The sequence below is a fragment of the Micromonospora trifolii genome (genome assembly GCF_022229005.1).
Lineage (GTDB): Bacteria > Actinomycetota > Actinomycetes > Mycobacteriales > Micromonosporaceae > Micromonospora > Micromonospora trifolii.
In genome coordinates this window covers 54,572-73,862 of sequence record NZ_JAKKFD010000003.1, presented here as the reverse complement: position 1 = coordinate 73,862, position 19,291 = coordinate 54,572, and the positions used below count along the sequence as shown (strand labels likewise).

Below are 19,291 nucleotides of genomic sequence, written 5' to 3'. Positions count from 1 at the left end.
CCGATTAGCGTCTGCTGCATGACCACGGAACACCCTTCGCACCTGGCCGAGGCGCTGCGCCGCCGCCGCTGGCTGATCTCCGCGTGGCCCTGGCGCGCGCTGGCCTACCTGGTGACCACGGTGCCGATCGCCGGCGTGCTCGCCGTCGGGCTGCTCATCATCGGCGGACCCATGCTGCCCGTCTTCAGCGCGCTCCGGCAGCACGGCCGACCGCCGAGCATCGCGCTGATGCTGTTCCTGATCACCGGCAGCATCATCCTGCTGGCGTTGGCCCCGCTCCTGAGCTTCGCGGTGGCCGCCGTCGAGCGGTGGAGGGTCGGGCTCGTCGACAACCGCCCGCTGCCCTCGTCGCCGTGGCCGGGCCTGGTCGCCCGCTACCGTAGCGCCGCGACCTGGCGGGAGGTGGCATACCTGTTCTGGCTCGGCGGGTTCACGCCGGTCGCCTACTGGGTGTTCCTGGTGCTGGTGCTGCTCGACCTCGGGATGATCACCAGCCCCTGGCTGGCCGGCGACCCCAACCAGCCGGTCGTGATCTGGCAGCCGATCGACAGCACCGGGGAGGCCATTCCGTACGCGATTGTGGGGGTGCTGCTGATCCCGGTGCTCTGGTACGCCGCCGGTCTGCTCGCCGCCGTCCAGGCAGCCGTGGCCCGGTGGTTGCTGGCCCACCCGGTGGACGCGGCGGCGCTGCGCGAGGTCACCCGCTCCCGCACCCGACTGGTCGGCGCGTACGAGGCCGAACGCCGCCGCATCGAGCGCGACCTGCATGACGGCGCACAGCCCCGGCTCACCAGCCTCACCCTCCAGCTGGGGCTGGCCCGGCTGGACGTACCCGAGGATTCTCCCGCCTCCCGACCGCTCGCCGTGGCGCACGACCAGGCCCGGGGCCTGATGGTGATGCTGCGGCAGTTGGTGCACGGCATTCGCCCGCAGAGCCTCACCGACCTCGGCCTGGCCGGCGCCGTACGCGAGTTGGCCGACGCCGCCACCATCCCGGTCGCCGTGCACGCCGAACCGCATGACGAGCTGCCGGAGATCGTGGAGACGACGGCCTACTTCGTGGTCTCCGAGGCGCTGGGCAACGTGGCCCGGCACGCCCGGGCGACCCGCGCCGACGTACGCCTCAGCCGGGTCGGCGGTGACCTCGTCGTCGAGGTGACCGACGACGGTCACGGCGGCGCCGACCCGGCCCGGGGCACGGGCCTGACCGGGCTCGCCGACCGGGTCGCCGCCGTGGACGGCCGGCTGCTGCTGTCCAGCCCGCCCGGCGGGCCTACAGTGGTCCGGGTGGAGCTGCCATGTCGTCGGTGACCCGGGTGGTGCTCGCCGAGGACGAGGTGCTGCTGCGGGAGGGTCTGGTCGCCCTGCTGACCCGCTTCGACTTCACCGTGTGCGCGGCCGTCGGCTCCGCGCCGGACCTTCTGGCTGCGGCCCGCGACCACCAACCGGACCTGGTGCTGACCGACATCCGGATGCCGCCGGGCCGCCGCGACGACGGGCTGCGCGCGGCCGTCGCGCTGCGCACCGAGCGACCGGACCTCCCGGTCGTGGTGCTCAGTCAGTACGTGCAGACCGGGTACGCGGCGGCGCTGCTGGACAGCGGCGACGGCCAACGGGTGGGCTACCTGCTCAAGGACCGGGTCGCCGAGGTCACCGAGTTCGTCGACACGCTGCGTCGGGTCGCCGGCGGCGGCACCGCCGTCGACCCGGACGTGGTCCGGCAGCTTCTGCACCGCCCCCGGGACCCGCTCGCCGCGCTGTCCGCTCGGGAACGCGAGGTGTTGGCGCTGCTCGCCGAGGGGCGGTCCAACGCGTCGATCGCCGGCCGGTTGCACGTCAGCGAGGCGGCGGTCGGCAAGCACGTCGGCAACATCCTGTTGAAGCTCGACCTGCCGCCCAGCGACGACACCAACCGTCGGGTGCTCGCGGTCCTCACCTACCTGCGCGCCGACCCGGTGACCTGAGCGGGGCCGGGCCCAGATGGAGCCCTACCGCCAGCGGCGTAGATTCCTCTCAGCGGTACCGACGCCAGGTCAGGGCGCGGACCAGGGAGACGGGGGCACGGCATGGCGAAGGCGTTGCGGGTTGGTCTGCTGGGGTACGGGCTGGCGGGCCGGGTGTTCCACGCGCCGCTGATCGGCGCGACTCCCGGGCTGCGGCTCGACGCCATCGTGACCCGTGATTCGCAGCGACGCGAGCAGGCGCGACAGCACTTCCCGGACGCCCGCCTGGTCGACGACGCCGACGAGCTGTGGCGTACCCCGGACGCCCTGGACCTGGTCGTGGTGGCGACGCCGAACCGGCAGCACGTCCCGATGGCGCGCGCGGCGCTCGCCGCCGGCCTGCCGGTCGTCGTCGACAAGCCCCTCTCCCCGACCGCCGCGGAGGGCCGCGTGCTGATCGACGAGGCGACCGAGAGTGGGGTGCCGCTGACGGTCTTCCAGAGCCGGCGCTGGGACGGCGACTTCCTGACCGTCCGCCGCCTGGTCGAGCAGGGCGAGTTGGGGCAGGTGCTGCGCTTCGAGTCCCGGTTCGAGCGGTTCCGTCCGACGATCAAGCCGGGCTGGCGGGAGCTCGCCGGTCCGGAGGAGGCCGGCGGCGCCCTCTTCGACCTCGGCGCCCACCTCGTCGACCAGGCGGTGCAGCTGTTCGGCCCTGTCGACCGCGTCTACGCGGAGGTGGACCGCCGCCGCGCGGGCGCGGCCGTCGACGACGACGCCTTCGTGGCGTTGACCCACGCCAACGGGGTCCACTCGCACCTGTGGATGGGCGCGGTGACCGCTCAACTCGGGCCGCGCCTGCGGGTGCTGGGCGACCGGGCCGGCTACACCAGCTACGGGCTGGACGTGCAGGAGGCGGCGCTGCGCGACGGTGGCCGACCGGACCAGCCGGGCTGGGGCGAGGTTCCGCCGGACCGCTACGGCCTGCTCGGCGTCGACGGTGACCTGCGGCCGGTGCCGACGGAGCCCGGCGCGTACCAAAGCTTCTACACACAGGTGGCGGCTGCGCTGCGCGACGGCACACCGATGCCGGTGGACCCCCGGGACTCGGTCCACACCGTTGAGTTGATCGAGCTGGCGCACCGGTCGGCGGCCGAGGGCGTGGTGCTGCCGGTCCCGACCGTCTGACCGGGGCCTGACACCCCGACCGGTCGGCACCTCCCGCCACCCGGGCTCCTGACGCGTACGCGAAAACCAGTGGAACGGCGCCGCCGCGCGCCGTTACCGTGCTGCGCAACCAGGTCGTCTAGGCAAGGACGTGCCGTTGTACACCCTGTGAGACCTCCCGAGAGCTGATCTGTCGCGCGTCGCGCAGCTGCGCCGCGCTCCTTTTTGCTGCGGACTTCTCACTGAAACCGGTGTACTTCTGTGCTCAAAAATTGGGCCGTCGTGCCCACCTGCCTACCGATCATTCGCCGCCGTTGCCACGCATGCGCGTCCCCATGCCTTCGGGCGAGCGGCAAGTTCCGTGTCAACGCCAACCACAAACTGCTCGACGTCTGGCTGCTCGTGCTCTGCGCCGAGTGCGGGGAGACGGCGAAGCTCACGGTCCTGGAGCGGATGACCGTGCGCTCCATCCCACCCGAACTGCTGGACCGGCTCCATGCCAACGACCCCGGCCTGACCGCCGAACTGCTTCAGGATCCGGCCGTCCAGCACCGAAACCGATTCGTCCTCGACTGGGACAACGCCTGGCGTCTCGACACCGGCGGATCGGATCACCTGGACCTCGACGTGATCGACGTCGCGGTCCGCAACGCGGCACGGATCCCGGTCCGGCCGACACGACTGATCGCTGACGGTTGCGGTCTGTCGCGGGGCGAGGTCGACCGACTGATCACGGAGGGGCAGGTCGTTTCGGCGTTCCGGTTGAGCGGCAAGCTCTCCGGGGACTTCACCTTCACGCTGAAGCGCTGACCCGCCGTCGGGGCCTGTCCGGCAGGACGCCGGGCAGGCCCCGTTGGCAGCTCTTTGGGCGACCAGCACGTTGATCGACTCGGTTTCCGGGAAGGCGCGGGGTCAGACCGCCTCCAACACCGCAATGTCACCGAAGTCGAGTGGATCATGTCTACCGTCCGGTTCAGGCAGCCTCAGTCGGCGTTCTGCTCGGAGCGGGCTTCGTCCGGCGCCCGGGCGTCGTCGTCGGTCAGCGCGTCGTCCGACGAGGTGGCCAGGTCGGCGAGCCTCCGCTCGGCCTCCCGGACCTCCTCGTCGAGCCTGGGGTTCTCCTCGTCGGGACCCTGCGACATGGGGACCTCCATCAGGCGCGACCGGCAAACCTCCGTGTACCCGGACTAACGGCGGAGACACGGGGTCCGCGACCATCCCTGGACGCGATCGTGCGCCTACTGGCTCGACGTAGGGGCATTCCGCGCATCTCGGCGACCGAAGCTGCACGATCGGCGAGTGGTGGATTGGGGCGTTGGCCCTTCTGGCAGACGTTGCTTCCGTCATGCTTCAGAAGCGGTGACCGGTGAGCTGGACGTGATCGGCGGGTGAATCGCTCAGCGATTGCGGCGGACCAACGTACCGAGCGCCGGGCCGGTCGGCGGGCGCGCCGGGCTGGAGCCCGGGAGCGTTGCCGACCCGGCCCGGTGCCGGATCAGCGCTGCTTTAGCTCGCGCCAGGATGGGTGGGTGCCGCGCCAGGCGTCGGCGAGGATGGCCGCCGAGGCCCGGCTGGGGCACTGCTGCACCCGCTCACGACCCGACGCCCCACCGATCTGGGCGCGGACCTCCCAACCCTGCCCGTCAGTACGGATGTACACGTCCCTGCGCCCGCGCGGGGTCGTGTCTCCGTTCCACCAGTGTTCCTCCACCTTCATTCGCCGACCGTATAGCAATTCCCGCGCCGAGGGTACGGCGCAGGTATGCCCGGACCAGGGCAAGAGCGACATTCCAGGCGCATTTCGGCCCAACCGTTGACGGTTCGAAACCATAACGGGCGGTTCTCCCGCTCCTGACTTGCGAATCAGGAGCCCGCCCCCACTCTGCACCCTCCCCGCAACTCCCACCCCCAGCCGTTATTGATCAAGAGGTTGGCGTCACGAATCGCGTTCCCGGTGACGCAAACCTCTTGATCAACGCGCTCGGGAGACCGGGGTGGTCAGGTTTGGGTTGTCAGGAGATAGTCGTCGGCTTCGGGGCTCCAGCGCAGGTCCAGTACGCCGGCAGTGGCGGCGGCCTTGCAGAACTGGAGGAAGCTGCGGTAGCCGAGCTTCTTCTCGCTGAAGTCGGGGCGGGCCCGGCGTACCTGGTTCTTCAACCCGGACAACGCCACCGGGTTGCCACTGCTGCCCAGGTCCGCCACGACGCCCCGGAGCAGACCGAACGCCACCTCCCGGTCGCCGTGCTCGGGCAGTGAGACCTCGGGGTCGCCCTTCGCCGGGCCTTCGGCCAGCTCGATCACGTTGCGCTCGGCGAGGTGGCGCAACAGTTCGCCGAAGGTGCGGAAGCCGTAGTCGGACTCGCTGAAGGTGGGGTCCTTGCGCAGCAGAGTGCGCTTGAGCCGGGAGGCGGTGACCTCACCGTTGGCGCTGCCCTGCAACCCGGCGACCGACTGGGCGACGAACACGGCGAGGGCGTCCACGTCGCGGCCGGGCTCCTCCCCCGCCGGCCGGCGGTCCACCTCCGGCTCGTGCTCCCGCTCCGGTTCGGGTGGGCGCTGCTCCGCGCCGGCCTGCCGGGTGGTGGGACGACCGCGCCGGCCGCGGGCCGGCGGGATGTCCACGCCCTCCAGCCGGTCGTAGTACAGGAACTCGTCACACGCCGGGGGAAGCAGGCCCGAGGTGGACCCCTCGACCCCGACGCCGATGACCCGCTTGTTCAGCTCGCGCAGCTTGTGCACCAGCGGGGTGAAGTCGCTGTCGCCGCTACAGATGACGAAGGTGGAGATGTAGTCGCGTTCGAACGCCAACTCGATGGCGTCGACGGCCATCTTGATGTCCGCGGCGTTCTTACGGGACGCGCCCATCCGCTGCGGGATCTCGATCAGCTCGACGTGGGACCGGGTGAGCATCCGGCGGTCCTCGTCGAAGTAGGACCAGTCGGCGTACGCCCGACGGACCACCACCCGACCTCGTTCGGCCAGCGCGTCGGCGATGGGCCGGAAGTCGAAGGCCGCGCCGCCGCGATGGTCGCGCGCGCCCAACGCGAGGTTCTCGTAGTCGAGGAAGAGGGCAATCCGGTCTTCTTGATCCACGCGGACCAGCCTACGCCGGGCCTGAGCTGGTCGGGGTGGCCGACGCGCGACACCTCAACTCGACGACCGTCCATTTCTTGCGGCCTGATAGTCGTTTATTTTCGTTGTTCGATAGGCGTCTTGCAGTGCCATGTCCGGTGCTGCATCATGACGATCAATGTCGGGCGTCGGGGGATCGCCAGGCGGACCTCCACCACCACCCACCCAGGAGGGTCACCGATGTTTCGCAGCCTCACGCCGGCGCGGGGACGCCCCGGCCGGCCCAGCGGCACCGCCGTCGCGCTCGCGGCCGGTCTCGCCGTACTGGTCGCCGGGCCCACCGCGGCCGCCGCCAGTCCACCCGGGTCCGCTGGCGCGCAGCCGGTGGTCACCCGGGCCGCCCTCGATCCGGCGCTGGTCGCCGGACGCGGCGCGGACGTCGACTTCCTCGAGCAGGAAGCGGAGAACGCCCGCACCAACGGCGAGATCATCGGACCCGACCGGTCCGCCTACACACTGCCCGCGGAGGCTTCCGGCCGCCGGGCGGTCCGGCTCACCCCCGGGGAGTACGTGGAGTTCGTCCTGCCCAGCGCGGCGAACGGGATCACCGTGCGGTACAGCATCCCGGACGCGCCGCAGGGTGGTGGGATCACCGCGCCGCTGAAGGTCGCCGTCAACGGCAAGCACCTGCGCACCATGACGCTCACCTCGCAGTACTCGTGGCTCTACAACCAGTACCCGTTCACCAACGACCCGCAGGCTGGGCTGTTGCACCCGGACTGGTGGATCACCGAGTGCCAGTGCGTGCCGTCGGCCACCACGCCGTCCCCGAGCATCGACAAGCCGTTCCGGCCCACCCACTACTACGACGAGCAGCGGCTGCTGCTCGGGCGTACCTACCGGGCCGGCGACAAGGTACGGCTCACCGCGCCGCCCGGTAGCGCCGCCGCGTGGACTGTCATCGACCTGCTCGACTCCGAGTTGGTCGCGCCGCCGCACGTCCGGCTGCTCGCCGCGAACGTGCTCGCCTTCGGCGCCGACCCCACCGGCCGGCGGGATTCCGCCGACGCGCTGGACCGGGCCATCGCCTTCGCCCGGCGCGCCCACCTCAAGGTGTACATCCCGCCGGGCACCTACCAGGTCAACCGGCACATCATCGTTGACGACGTGACCATCGAGGGCGCCGGCAACTGGTACACCACCATCAAGGGCCGCGAGGTCGCCCTGCCGACTCCCGCGCCGGACGGCTCGGTGCACACCGGAGTCGGGTTCTACGGTCGGGACGCCGCCGACGGCGGCAGCCGGAACGTGCACCTCTCCGGCTTCGCCATCGAGGGCGACGTGCGGGAGCGCATCGACACCGACCAGGTCAACGCGATCGGCGGAGCGATGAGCGACTCCACCATCGACGGGCTCTACCTGCACCGCACCAAGGCGGGTCTGTGGTTCGACGGCCCCATGCGCAACGTCCGGGTCACCAACAACATCATCGTCGACCAGATCGCCGACGCGCTCAACTTCCACACCGGCGTGACCGACTCCCTGGTGTCGCACAACTTCGTCCGCAACACCGGCGACGACGGCCTGGCGATGTGGTCGGAGAAGACGGCCAACGCGCGGAACACGTTCGACCACAACACTGTGCAGTCACCGACGCTGGCCAACGGCATCGCCATCTACGGCGGCACCGACACCACCGTCTCGCACAACCTGGTCGCCGACCCGGTACGCGAGGGCAGCGGCCTGCACGCCGGGGCCCGCTTCGGCGCGGAGCCGTTCACCGGGTACCTGCGGTTCACCAACAACACCACCGCACGCGCCGGCACGTACGAGCTGAACTGGAACATCGGGCTGGGCGCGATCTGGGTCTTCGCCCTGGATCGCAGCATCGAGGCGCCCATCGAGGTGACCGGCGACGCGTACCTGGACAACACGTACAACGCGATCATGCTGGTCAGCGACTGGCCGGTGAAGGACCTCTACTCCATCTCCGAAGCGCGGTTCCGGGACGTCCGGGTCGACGGCACCGGCACCTCGGTGGTCAGCGCCCGCGCGGCCGGGTCGGCCTCGTTCGCCAACGTGGACGCCCGCAACGTCGGGGCTGTCGGCGTCAACAACTGCGGATCGTTCCACTTCACCCCGGCCGGTTCGGAGTTCACACTGACCGACCTCGGCGGCAACGACGGCGGGTGGCTCGCGCCGTGGCTGCTGCCCAACACCATCACCTGCGACGACCGGCCGCCCGTGTCGCCGCCCCCGCCTCCGGCGCAGTGGTGACAGCGGTGGGCGGCCCGAGCGATCGGGCCGCCCACCGCGCACAGATCAGCGCGTCCTGACGTACGCCAGCGGCACGGTGGTGGACTGACCGTGCCACCTGCCGCTCAGCGTGCCCCCGGCCGGCCCGTCGGCCCCGGCTCCGGGCCTGCGCACGACGACCAGCTCGACGGTGTCGGTGCCGATGAGCGTGCGGTCCTCGTCGACCACCCGTCGCACCGCGCCCACGGCCGGCACCTGGGCGTCGGCGGCACCGTCGACGACGACCGTCACCGTCGGTTCACGCACCTCGCGCCGGCCGTCGACCTCGAAGTACTGCTCCGCCTGGCCGCTGCCGGTGAAGATCGCGTGGGCGAGCGCGGCGGCGTACACCGGGTCGACGCAGCCGTCGTACACCCAGCGCCGGCCGAGCACCGAGTGCTCGGTGGTGCCGACCAGCCAGCCGTCCGCACCGTCGAGGGGTGCGGCGCGGTAGGTGAGCGGAACATGGTGGACCGGCCCGTCGGCGGCACCGACCAGCATCGTCTCGATGCCGACCTCGCCGGCCGGGTCGTCGAACCGGTAGGCGCCCCGGCTCACCAGTTCGACGCCGGTCGGTCCGGCGAACCACTGTCGGCCGGGCAGCCAGGCCGTCAGCAGGTCCAGCTTCGTGGGGTGCAGGGTCGCCCTGTGCAGCAGTGCCATGACGGCAGCCTAGTCAGAGGCCCGCGCACTGTTGCCCGCCGATCGTGCAGCTCTCCGGTTCCCGGGCCTTCGGCCGGCTGTCGCGGACGTCGAAGCTGATCGTCTGGGATCCCCCGGCCGCCACGGCGGCGCCGGTGAAGGTGATCACCCGTTTGTCCTGTCGCCAGTTCGCGCCGTCGACGTCGTCGACAGTGGTGCCTTCGGCGAGGGTGACCACCACTGCCCAGTCCGCCACCGGTGCGCCGCCGGGGTTGGCGACCACGATCTCGCCGGTGTAGCCGAACAGTCGGTCGGATTCGGTCTCGTAGCGGGCCGTGACGGGCGTCGGTGGCGGAGGTGGCGTAGCCGAGGCGGGCGTCCGTGAGGGTGTCGCCGACGGGGTCCGGCTCGGTCGGGCGGTCGCCGACGCGGTGCTGCGCGAGGGGCGCGCCGAGGGGGTCGCCGTGGGGGCGACTGTCGTCCTGCCGGCCGTCACGGTCGGCGACGCTGTCTCGGTCGGTGCGGGTGCGGCGGCCGGCTTCGCGTCGGGCGGCAGTGTCACCCATGCCGCCGTCCCCGCCACCAGCACGGCCCCGGCGACCACGGCGACCAGCGTGCGACGCCGACGGGGATTGCGGCCGGGCCTTCCGCGTACGCCGATCAGCGGCAGTTCCGCCGTCATCCCACCGTCGGCGCGGCGCAGGTCGACCTGCTGGAAGGCGATCCAGTCGAGGATGGCCGGCAGCCGGACGGTCAGCGCCTGCCGGAGCTGCTGCTCGCGGGGGTCGTGCTGCTCGGCGGACCACGCGCCGTGCGTGCTGACCTCCCGTAGCTCCAGCCGGCAGCCCTGCTTGGTGACCGTGACCGTGCAGGTCAGCTCGCTGAGCCGACCGGCCTCGTCGCAGGCCAGCACGAGGAGGTCCGGCTCCTGCCGCTCGGTCACCTCGACCTCGATGTTGGCCTCGAAGCCGGGCAGGCCGGCGGTGTGCAGCAACATCCGGTCCGGTACGCCCTCGACCATCTCGGCCTCGGCGAACCACCGGCCGAGCAACTCCCGATCGGTCAGAGCGCGCCAGACCCGCTCAGCCGGGTGGGACAGGTCGACCTGCGCACCGATCTCGATCACGGCGAGACTCTAACGGGTTGCCCGCCTGGCCATCTCCCGCCCGCCCGAGCCGGTTGCCGGCGTCCTGGTCAGCCCCAGCGGCTGGACCGCTCGACCACTGTGGCCAGCGCGGCGCGGGCGTCGGCGCTCACCTCGGCGACCACCTGCGACGCCGGCACGTCCCGGGCCAGCGGGTGCGCCTGCCCGGCCCACAGGTTGGCCACCGACGCGTCCGCGTCGCGCCGCGCGGCGGCGAGCAGTGGACGCGTCAGGTGCAGCACCTGGGGGTAACCGCGCGGTGCCACCGCGTCGTGCTGACGCAGGAAGTCGTTGGCCACGCCACGGGCCCGCTTACCGGTGTACGACCGGGTCAACGCGGTCGGCGTGGCGCCGGCCACCGCCGCCCGGTGCATCGGCGAGCTGCCCGCCTCCGGGCAGCGCAGGAAGGCCGTGCCGAGTTGCGCGGCGGCGGCGCCGGCAGCCAGCACGGCAGCCACCGAGGGGCCGTCGACGAGGCCGCCCGCGGCCACCAACGGCCGGTCACAGCGGGCGGCGGTCAGCCGGAGCAGCGGCAGCAACCCGTAGTCGTCGTCGTCCGGCAGGCCACCGCGATGCCCACCGGCCTCGGTGCCCTGCACCACCACCGCGTCCACCCCCAGGTCGGCGGCGTCGCTCGCGGCGTCCGGGCGGGTCACGGTGGCCCAGACCTCGGTGCCCCGCTCACGCAGGGCGGTCACCGCCGCCCGGTCGGGCAGCCCGAACACGAAGGACACGACCGGGACCGGGTCCGCGAGCAGCGCGGCCAGCTTCTCCGGGTACGCGTCGTCGCCGCCCACCGGCTCGCCCAGGCTCACCCCGCGCTGCGCGGCCTGCGGGGCGAGCCGTTCCGCGTACGCCCGGATGGCGGCCTCGTCGACGCCGCCGGGGTCGGGCAGGAAGACGTTGACACCGAACGGCCGATCGGTACGCGCCCGGACCTCGGCGACATCGGCGACCAGCCGGCCGGTGTCGATCATCCCGGCGGCGAGGAAACCCAGCCCGCCCGCGGCGGACACGGCGGCCACCAGCGCGGGCGTGGACGGGCCGCCAGCCATCGGAGCGGCGATGATCGGGTGGCGCAACGTGGACAGGACGGACATCCCCCCATCCTGCCGCAGACCCGGCCCGCTCACTGGCGCGCGGTGTGCCTCCACCAGAGCGCGGCGGCCACCCCGAGCAGGACCAGCAGCGTGCCCGCGCCGAGGGCCAGCGGCCAGGTCTGCCCACCTTCTCCGCCGCCGACCTCTCCGGCGGCCGGACGGACCGCGGTGGGCGCCACCGGATCATCGGACCGCGTGGGTGGCGCGGCGGTGGCAGTGGTGGCAGTGGCCGGGTAGCGCAGGATCGTCGAGCGGGTGCCGGCTGGTTGACCGGCGGACTCGGAGACGGTGAGCAACGAGCGGCCGTCTCGGCTGTAGGTGATCGACTCGCCCTGGGGCTCGTCCGGCAACGGGGTGATCCGCGGGGTGCCGGTGGTCAACGCGCGGACCACGTCGCCGTCGGGCACGTCGTACTCGAAGGCGTCGGCGTAGCTGCGCAGCACCACCCGCCGTCCGTCCGGCGCGCTCGCCGCGCCGGTGATCACCCCGCGCCCCAGGAACGAGAACGGGTTGCTGGTAGTGGTCGAGGGCACTGTCACCTGGCCGAGCGGGGTCAGTGGCGTCGTCGCGTCCGACCGCAGCGCGGTGGTCGGCGCGTACACGAAGACAGTGCCGCTGCCGCCCTTGGTGACGATCAGCGGCCGCCCGGACGCGTCGAGCAGCAACGCCTCGGCGTCGTGCGGGCGGTCCGGGTAGGTCATCCGGTGCAGCACCGGCCGCTTCGCCCCCGGCGCGAGCCGCCACACGCCGACAGTCGTCCGGGTGCGGTCGTTGTCGCCGATGTCGGCGACCCAGACGGTGCCGTCCCGGCCGATGGCCAGGTCCTCGGTGTCACGGGGCCGGGACGGGAAGGAGACGGTGCGCGTCACCGCGCAGCGCTGGTCGAGGAAGAAGATCCGGCGGCGGGCCTCGTCGTCGGCCCCGTCGTTGATCACCACGTACCCGTCGTCGGTGGCGACCATCCCGGAGATCTCGCGCAGCCGGTCGTCGCGCACCTGGCAGACCGGCGTCCCCGCCGCCGCGGCACCCGCCGTGGCAGCGCCCGGCGCCAGCACCACGGCCGGCGGCACCACGCCCGCGAGCAGCGCGGTCAGCACCGCCCCCGCCCGAGCACGCCGCCCCCAGGTCAACCGTCCACGTACCCGCATCGCCCACCCTCCTCGTCGCGACCGTGACCGGCCACCCGCCCATCCTGGCCGATCCCGGCCACCGTCGACGGTCATCGGGGGGACGCGCCGGAACCCCTGGCCGATGTACTGTCGCTCGGCCTGATTCTCAAGCTGGAGGGTGGCCATGTCCGTGAGCGACACCGCGCCGGCCACCCGGTTCGGACGGCGGCTGCTACGCCGCCTCGGCCGCCCGGCCGGTGGCGCCGCCGTCGCGTGGGTGCCGCTCGCCGCTGTCGTCTGCGGCCTCTTCACCGGCGCGCTGGCCAGCCGGGCCGCCTGGGAGACGTCCCGGCCGCAACCCGACCGGGCCGAAGCCGCCGCCATCCTGACCCAGGTCTTCCCCGGCCACGACCTCGGTGAGATCGACACCCCACCGGCGCTCTTCGTCGTCTACGGGCACGCGCTGCGCCTGGAGACCGTCAAGACCCTGGTGTTCGGTGACGGCGGCGAATACCAGGAGAGCGCCACCGGCGCCGGGGCCCTCGGCGCACCGCCGGTGCCCGCCGAGCAGATCGTCACTGTGGCCCGGGAGCGCCTGACCGGTGCCGGCTGGCGGGTGTACGACCCACAGGTGTCCGATGGCGTCAGCTGCGCGGACAAGATGTGCGCCACCCCGCGGGCGATCACCGACACCGCGCTGACCGCCCGACGCGGCGACACCATCCTGAACGCCTCGATCTCCTCGCAGACAGCCGCCGACGCCAGCTACCTCTCCGTCGGGCTGCACCGCGCGCCGCCGCCCCTGGTGATCCCCGCCGGAGTGCTCGGCACGGTGCTGGGCGCGGTGGCCGGTTGGCTGGTCTTCGGCTGGGCCAGCCGACGCACCGAGGGACGCCGTAGCCGCGGCACGGTGAACGGCCTGATCGGTGTGGCCACTGTGCTGTGGTGGCTGCCGGTGCCGCTGGCCGCACCGCAACTGCTGCACCACCACCTCGGCGAACCGCACCCGGCCTGGCACCCGTACTGGGAGTGGCTGGGCCAGCCGGCCGCGTCGCTGCTCTTCCTGGTCGGCGCCGTGTGCGTGCTGCTGGCGCTGGGGCTGGCCGCCGGTACCCGCCGGAACACCACACCCGAGGCCACGGCCGACTGACCACCCTCGGACCGGTCACTGCCCGCCCGGGGCCGGTCCCGCCACGGTACGACGTGGACCGGCCCGGGGGCGTCCACTAGCGGACGGACCAGCGCTGGGCGCCGCTGCCGTTGCACGTCCAGAGCTGCGTGGTGGTGCCGTTGGCCGTGCCGGCGGAGGTCACGCCGACGCACTTGCCGGCGGAGGCGAGCACGACAGTGCCGTCCGTGCCGAACGTGAAGCGCTGCGCGGCGGTGCCGTTGCAGGTCCAGATCTGCACCCTCGTACCGTCGGCGCTCGCCCCGCCGTTCACGTCCAGGCACCGGTCGCCATAGACCCGCAGCTCCCCGGCGGCGGTGCGGGTCCACCGCTGGTTGGCGCCCCCGTGGCAGTCCCAGATGATCGTGGCTGCGCCTGCGGTGGTGCTGGCGCCGTTCACGTCCAGGCAACGCGCGGAGGCGGGGTTGACCAGGCCGACGGCGGTGCCCACCGGCGGTCCGCCCGCCGGGACCAGGCTGCCGGGCACCGACTGCAACGCGGCGTACCAGCGGGCCGCCATCTTGTCGTACCCGCCGGCGTTGGGGTGGACGCCGTCGGCGAGGTCGGCGGTGGTGAGCGCGGCGTGCATGTCGACCAGGTGCACCCGGCTGCCCTTCTGCGCCACGATTCCGGGGATCGCCGCGTTGTACGCCTGCACCCGGGCCTCCAGGTTCGGGTCTGCCTCCGGGGTGATGGTGGCCACGAAGACATCCGCTCCCGGAGCCGTCGACCTGATCTTGTCGATGAGGCCGGAGAGCCGGGCCGGAGCGGTGGCGAGGTTGTAGTTCTGGTTCACGTCGTTGGTGCCGATGTGCAGCAGCACGGTACGCGGATCGGTAGCCCGCAACCAGGTGACGACGTTGGCGTCGAGTTGGTCGATGCGCCAGCCGGAGTGACCCTCGTGGTCGTGGTCACCGAGGCTGGCCGGCCCGTTGAACCCGGAGCCGACGAAGTCGACGGTGTAACCGCCGCCGGCCAACCGCTGCCACAGGTTGATCCGGTACCCGCCGGGCACGTTGAAACCGTCGGTGATCGAGTCACCGAGTGGCATCACACGTACGCCACCGTTGGACTCGGCCTGGGCGGGTGCGACCTGGGCCAGCGCCAGCACAGCCCCGAGGACGAGCCCGAAGGCCCCGGCGGCGGCCTGTCGTGCGTTCCATCGCATGGTTGATCCCTCTCCTCGAAGGTCGTCCGGGATCGTCGGTAGTACGCCGTCCGCCGAAAACGACGACCACGCCCGGACGCATCCATCGATGGTGAACGATGGGCTGTTCAGGCTGAGCCGATTCCGGCGCGGGCGCGAGCCGAACGCCGGGCTGGCTGCGCCGAGCGGTCCGGGGGGCCTGCCTCTATCTGGCCGGCGTCGACGTCCGGCGAGGACCGTCGAGGGTTACCTGTCGGTCTGAAGACCGGTACGGTCCGAGATGTCCACGGTCGCGGCAGGCCCGGACGACCGCGCCCCCGCCGGGCCCGGCGCCCGGCGCCGCCAGGCCGACCGGCCACGAAAGGGGCGCAGGGTGCGGATCAGAGCGGGGTTGTGCGTCGCGGCGCTCGTCGCGGCGGGGCTGACGGTCGGCACACCGGCCGCCGCCGCACCGGCCGCCACGCCGGCGCCCGGCGCCACAGTGGTGCCGATCCAGGTCACCGGTGACCCGGCGACGCGGTTCAACCTGGTGCTGCTGGGCGACGGTTACACAGAGGCCGACCTGCCCACCTTTCGAGCACACGTGGACCGGCACCTCAACACCCTGTGGACGATCGAGCCGTTCAAGTCCTACCGCAGCTACTTCAACGTCTACGCCGTCGAGATCGTCTCGGCGGAGTCAGGGGTGGACTGCGACCCCGGTCTGTCCGCGCCGCAACGCGACACCGCGCTGGGCATGGGTTTCTGGGGTGGTTGCAACCCGGCGAGCGTGCAACGTCTGCTCACTGTCGACGGCACCGCCGCGAACGCGTACGCCGACCTGGCCGTCGGCACCAACCCCGGCAACCGGCAGCTGATCGCTCTGGCCAACAGCGGCACCTACGGCGGGGCCGGCGGCAGCAACGCCACCGCCTCCGGCGGCAACGTGCTCTCCGCGCTGATCAGCCCGCACGAGTTGGGGCACTCGCTCGGCGGCTTGCAGGACGAGTACGACTACTACGGCCGTGGGGTGCCGGGCGACACCTACAGCGGGCCGGAACCGGAGTCGGTGCATCACACAGTGCTGACCGAGCGGCAGATGCGCGACACCCGGGCGAAGTGGTGGCGCTGGCTGGGTGAGCCGAGCGAGGCGGGCGGCACGATCGGCCGCTACGAGGGTGGCCTGTACCTCCAGCGCGGGGTCTGGCGACCCAGCCGACACTCGATGATGAAGTCGCTGGGCTTCTACTTCGACCAGGTCGGCCGGGAGCGGATGACCGAACGGATCGCGGCCCGGGTCGGCATCGTGCAGGGCGGCACGGCCACCGACCAGGCGGTTGGCGCGGACCGACTGCTCTGGGTGGACACTCTGCACCCGGTGAGCCACGCGCTGACAGTGACCTGGTCGGTGGACGGCAGTGCGGTGCCGCGTACCGGCAACGCCCGCCACCTGGACCTGCGGAAACTACGCCTCTCCCCCGGCCGGCACACGGTGGCCGCCACGGTGACCGACCCGACGGAGTTCGTCCGCGACCCGGCGGTCCGCAACTCACCGGCGTTGACCCAGACCCGCACCTGGACCGTGGACACCGCAGTGCGCACCCCGGCGGTGGAGTCGCCGCTGGCGATCACCGCGTCCACAGCGACCGACCGGCCGGTCGCTGCACACGACGTGGTCTACGTGCGGACCAGCCAGCCCACCGATCGGGCGCCACGCGTGCGCTGGACGCTCGACGGCCGGCCGGTGGCCGACACCGGCACCGACCGGGACGTGAACCTGGGCGCCCTGCGCCTGTCGCGGGGCACCCACCGGCTGACCGCCCGGGTCACCGATCCGGCCACCGGGAAGGCGGTGACCCGCACCTGGGCTGTCGACGCGACGCGGCCCGACGTGGCGTACGCCCTCTCCGAGCCGCTGCTCGCCGTCACCCGGCCCGGCCGACCCACCGAGTACGTGTACAACGGCCCGTTCACCATGGGGTTGACCGGCACCGACGACGGCACCGGCCAGGTCACCTCGGAGTTCCGGCTCGACGGCGACGGTTGGCACAACTACTACGGCTGGCCCACCGACGCCCGATCGCCGTTCCTGTTCACCGCCACCGGCACCGACGTGGACGGCCTGGTCTACGGCAACCTCGGCTCGGGCGGCCTGTCCGTGTCCCCGTTCGCCGAACGGTCTCCCGGTTACGGCCGGCACCGCATCGAGTACCGGGGCATCGACGCCGTCGGCAACATCGGGCCGGCCCGCGCGTTCGTGGCCACGCTGATCCCGCCTCCACCGGCCTGCACCACAGTGGTCACCGGCCGACACGCCGGCCCGCTGACCGTCACCGCCGGTGTCACCTGCCTGCGCGCGGCCACAGTGAACGGCCCGGTCACCGTCACGCCCGGCGCCGCCCTGGTCGCCCAAAGCTCCTCGATCGCCGGAGACCTGACGGCGTCCCGCGCGACCGCCGTCGAGGTGCTGAACACCGAGGTACGCGGCGCTGTGGCGCTGACCGGCACCTCCGACCACGTCACGATGGTGGGGGCCCGGGTGGCCGGGCCGCTGGCGCTGACCGGTACCGCGTCGGCACCCATCCTCGCCGGCGGCCAGGTGGGCGCGTTGGCCTGCTCGGACGGCCCGAAGCCCGTCGACCTGGGGGCGCCCACCACGGTACGAAAGCCCACCGCAGGCCACTGCCGCCGGGCGTGACGCCAGACCCCCTCACGAAACGCGCAACTAGTCGGATGGTGCTGCTTCCGCCGCTGCGGGGGCAGCACTATCCCGCAAACTGCCCAGATCTCGACCAGGCTGACGGCCTGAGTGCGGCGCTGGCGGGTAGGCAGCGGCCCGGCGGCATGTCGACACCCGCCGGGTGGGAGGCTCCGATGAGCACGTACCGGGACGAACAGGGCGACACGTTCCCTCCGCCGGAGGCGGATGCCCTGGAACAACGACAGGACGCGTTCGACGTCGGGCCGCCGGACCGGGTGTCGGGTGACGTGGACCCGGAGGCGGCCGAGGCCGACCTGGCCGAGCAGGGCGCCTTCCCGGCGGGAACGCTCGAGGAGGTGACGTCGCTGCCAGCCGACGCCAACCCGGCGGACGCCCTCGAACAGCGCCAGGAGATCCCGGCCCGCGACGAGGGGCGTCGCACCTGACCAGCCCGCGCGGCTCAGCCCACGACGCTGGCCGGCCGGCTCAACCGGCAATGCCGACCGGCCGGCTCAACCGGCGACGCCGACCGGCCGGCTCAGCCGGCGACGACCTGCCAGAGGAGGAACGCGTTGAGCGCGACCACCAGCACGGCCACCAGGGACGCGGCGGCGGTGGTGAGCGGGTGGTTGACCAGGTTGCCCATCAGGTCGCGGCGGCGGGTGAAGGCGACCACCGGGATCAGCGCGAACGGGATGCCGAAGCTGAGGATGACCTGGGACAGCACGAGCGCCCGGGTCGGGTCGAGGCCGATGGCGAGCACGGCCAGCGCGGGCAGCAGGGTGACCAGCCGACGCAGCAGCAGCGGCACCCGCCGCCGCAGGAAGCCCTGCATGATCACCTCTCCGGCGTAGGTGCCGACGCTCGTGGAGGCGAGCCCCGACACCAGCAGGGCGACGGCGAACCCGAACGCGGCAGCGGTCCCGATGGTCTGACCGAGCCCGGCGTGCACCCCCTCCAGGCTGTCCGCGCCGCCCGGACCGCCGCCCCGGAAGCTGGCCGCGGCGATCAGCAGCATGGCGAGGTTGACCGCGCCGGCCGCGCTCAGGGCGAGCAGCACGTCGGCGCGCTGACCGCGGAAAAGGATCCGGCGCTCGGTGTCGTCGGCGGCGGGAATACGGTCGCGGGTGAGCGCGGAGTGCACGTAGATGACGTGCGGCATGACTGTCGCGCCGAGGATGCCGGCGGCCAACAGCACGCTGTCCGTGCCCTGTAGGCGCGGCACCAGACCGGCCATGGCCGAGGCGGGGTCGGAGCCGGAGGCGAGCAGGTTGGCGGCGAAGGCCAGCACGATCACCCCGAGCAGGACGGCGATGACGACCTCGAAGGCACGGTACCCGCGCGAGCGCAGGGCGAGCACGGCGAACGCGGCAGTGCCGATGATGATCCCGCCGGGCAGCAGGGGGATGCCGAAGAGCAGGTACAGGGCGACCGCGCCACCGATCACCTCGGCCAGGTCGGTGGCCATGGCGACCAACTCGGCCTGCACCCACATCATCCGGTTCACCGGCCGGGGTAGGCGTTCCCGGCACAGTTCGGGCAGGCTGCGCCCGGTGGCCAGACCCAGCTTCGCGGTGAGCGTCTGCACCAGCATCGCCATCAGGTTGGCCACCACCACGACCCAGACCAGCAGGTAGCCGTAGCGGGCACCGGCGGCGGAGTTGGTGGCGAAGTTGCCGGGGTCGACGTAGGCGACGGCGGCGACGAACGCCGGGCCGAGCAGGATCAACCGCCCGCGTACGCGGCCCCGGGCGCGGGCGGCCTGTAGTGGAGTCGCCCTCGACGTCGTCAGTTCGTTGGTGACCATCGAACACCTCCCCGTCCACG

Annotated in this window: 17 protein-coding genes; 8 read left to right on the top strand and 9 right to left on the bottom strand. The window is 72.4% G+C overall.

Annotated features, from left to right (window positions below):
- Nucleotides 1–18: 18 nt before the first annotated feature.
- The 4 genes from NIE79_RS03050 (at nt 19) to NIE79_RS03035 (ending at nt 3,917) form a co-directional block, all read left to right on the top strand.
- On the top strand, nt 19–1,311 hold the full coding sequence (locus NIE79_RS03050; protein ID WP_238677080.1) for a sensor histidine kinase: 1,293 nt from the start codon (nt 19–21) through the stop codon (nt 1,309–1,311).
- The gene (locus tag NIE79_RS03045) at nt 1,299–1,964 is read left to right on the top strand and encodes a response regulator transcription factor (protein WP_238677079.1); all 666 of its coding nucleotides are present in this window, start codon (nt 1,299–1,301) and stop codon (nt 1,962–1,964) included. The genes NIE79_RS03050 and NIE79_RS03045 overlap by 13 nt, the downstream gene beginning before the upstream one ends.
- Nucleotides 1,965–2,066: 102 nt before the next feature.
- Nucleotides 2,067–3,128, top strand: a complete 1,062-nt coding sequence (locus tag NIE79_RS03040; RefSeq protein WP_238677078.1) for a Gfo/Idh/MocA family oxidoreductase — start codon at nt 2,067–2,069, stop codon at nt 3,126–3,128.
- 240 nt (nt 3,129–3,368) lie between these two features.
- Nucleotides 3,369–3,917, top strand: coding sequence for a DUF1062 domain-containing protein (locus tag NIE79_RS03035; RefSeq protein ID WP_238677077.1), 549 nt, complete (start codon nt 3,369–3,371; stop codon nt 3,915–3,917).
- Nucleotides 3,918–4,090: 173 nt separating this feature from the next.
- Here NIE79_RS03035 and NIE79_RS03030 read toward each other — a convergent pair whose 3' ends face one another.
- The 3 genes from NIE79_RS03030 to NIE79_RS03020 form a co-directional block, all read right to left on the bottom strand.
- On the bottom strand, nt 4,091–4,249 hold the full coding sequence (locus NIE79_RS03030) for a hypothetical protein (protein WP_238677076.1): 159 nt from the start codon (nt 4,247–4,249) through the stop codon (nt 4,091–4,093).
- A gap of 353 nt (nt 4,250–4,602) precedes the next feature.
- Complete coding sequence (locus NIE79_RS03025) at nt 4,603–4,824, bottom strand: hypothetical protein (protein WP_030335934.1); 222 nt, start codon at nt 4,822–4,824, stop codon at nt 4,603–4,605.
- 281 nt (nt 4,825–5,105) lie between these two features.
- On the bottom strand, nt 5,106–6,200 hold the full coding sequence (locus NIE79_RS03020; RefSeq protein ID WP_238677075.1) for a PIN domain-containing protein: 1,095 nt from the start codon (nt 6,198–6,200) through the stop codon (nt 5,106–5,108).
- Nucleotides 6,201–6,419: 219 nt separating this feature from the next.
- Here NIE79_RS03020 and NIE79_RS03015 point away from each other — a divergent pair, with 219 nt between their 5' ends.
- The gene (locus NIE79_RS03015) at nt 6,420–8,456 is read left to right on the top strand and encodes a glycosyl hydrolase family 28-related protein (RefSeq protein WP_238677074.1); all 2,037 of its coding nucleotides are present in this window, start codon (nt 6,420–6,422) and stop codon (nt 8,454–8,456) included.
- Nucleotides 8,457–8,501: 45 nt separating this feature from the next.
- Here NIE79_RS03015 and NIE79_RS03010 read toward each other — a convergent pair whose 3' ends face one another.
- The 4 genes from NIE79_RS03010 to NIE79_RS02995 all read right to left on the bottom strand — a co-directional run bounded on the left by NIE79_RS03010 (nt 8,502) and on the right by NIE79_RS02995 (nt 12,508).
- The gene (locus NIE79_RS03010; protein ID WP_238677073.1) at nt 8,502–9,137 is read right to left on the bottom strand and encodes a CG0192-related protein; all 636 of its coding nucleotides are present in this window, start codon (nt 9,135–9,137) and stop codon (nt 8,502–8,504) included.
- A 13-nt stretch (nt 9,138–9,150) separates the two neighbouring features.
- Entirely contained in the window at nt 9,151–10,242 is a 1,092-nt protein-coding gene (locus NIE79_RS03005) for an SRPBCC domain-containing protein (protein WP_238677072.1), read from the bottom strand.
- 68 nt (nt 10,243–10,310) lie between these two features.
- The gene (locus NIE79_RS03000; protein ID WP_238677071.1) at nt 10,311–11,360 is read right to left on the bottom strand and encodes an NAD(P)H-dependent flavin oxidoreductase; all 1,050 of its coding nucleotides are present in this window, start codon (nt 11,358–11,360) and stop codon (nt 10,311–10,313) included.
- A gap of 29 nt (nt 11,361–11,389) precedes the next feature.
- Nucleotides 11,390–12,508, bottom strand: a complete 1,119-nt coding sequence (locus NIE79_RS02995) for an NHL repeat-containing protein (protein ID WP_238677070.1) — start codon at nt 12,506–12,508, stop codon at nt 11,390–11,392.
- A 145-nt stretch (nt 12,509–12,653) separates the two neighbouring features.
- Between NIE79_RS02995 and NIE79_RS02990 the strand changes: the two genes are divergently transcribed.
- Nucleotides 12,654–13,619: a hypothetical protein gene (locus NIE79_RS02990; RefSeq protein ID WP_238677069.1), complete on the top strand. Its 966-nt coding sequence runs from the start codon at nt 12,654–12,656 to the stop codon at nt 13,617–13,619.
- A 76-nt stretch (nt 13,620–13,695) separates the two neighbouring features.
- On the opposite strand, the gene NIE79_RS02985 is transcribed toward NIE79_RS02990, so the two are convergent.
- Nucleotides 13,696–14,805, bottom strand: coding sequence for a ricin-type beta-trefoil lectin domain protein (locus tag NIE79_RS02985; RefSeq protein WP_238677068.1), 1,110 nt, complete (start codon nt 14,803–14,805; stop codon nt 13,696–13,698).
- 352 nt (nt 14,806–15,157) lie between these two features.
- On the opposite strand from NIE79_RS02985, the gene NIE79_RS02980 reads away from it, so the two are divergent.
- Complete coding sequence (locus NIE79_RS02980; protein ID WP_238677067.1) at nt 15,158–17,461, top strand: M64 family metallopeptidase; 2,304 nt, start codon at nt 15,158–15,160, stop codon at nt 17,459–17,461.
- Nucleotides 17,462–17,637: 176 nt separating this feature from the next.
- Complete coding sequence (locus NIE79_RS02975) at nt 17,638–17,910, top strand: hypothetical protein (RefSeq protein ID WP_238677066.1); 273 nt, start codon at nt 17,638–17,640, stop codon at nt 17,908–17,910.
- A 92-nt stretch (nt 17,911–18,002) separates the two neighbouring features.
- Here NIE79_RS02975 and NIE79_RS02970 read toward each other — a convergent pair whose 3' ends face one another.
- A complete protein-coding gene (locus tag NIE79_RS02970) occupies nt 18,003–19,271 on the bottom strand; it encodes an Nramp family divalent metal transporter (protein ID WP_238677065.1) in 1,269 nt (422 codons plus the stop codon).
- Between the last annotated feature and the right edge of the window lie 20 nt (nt 19,272–19,291).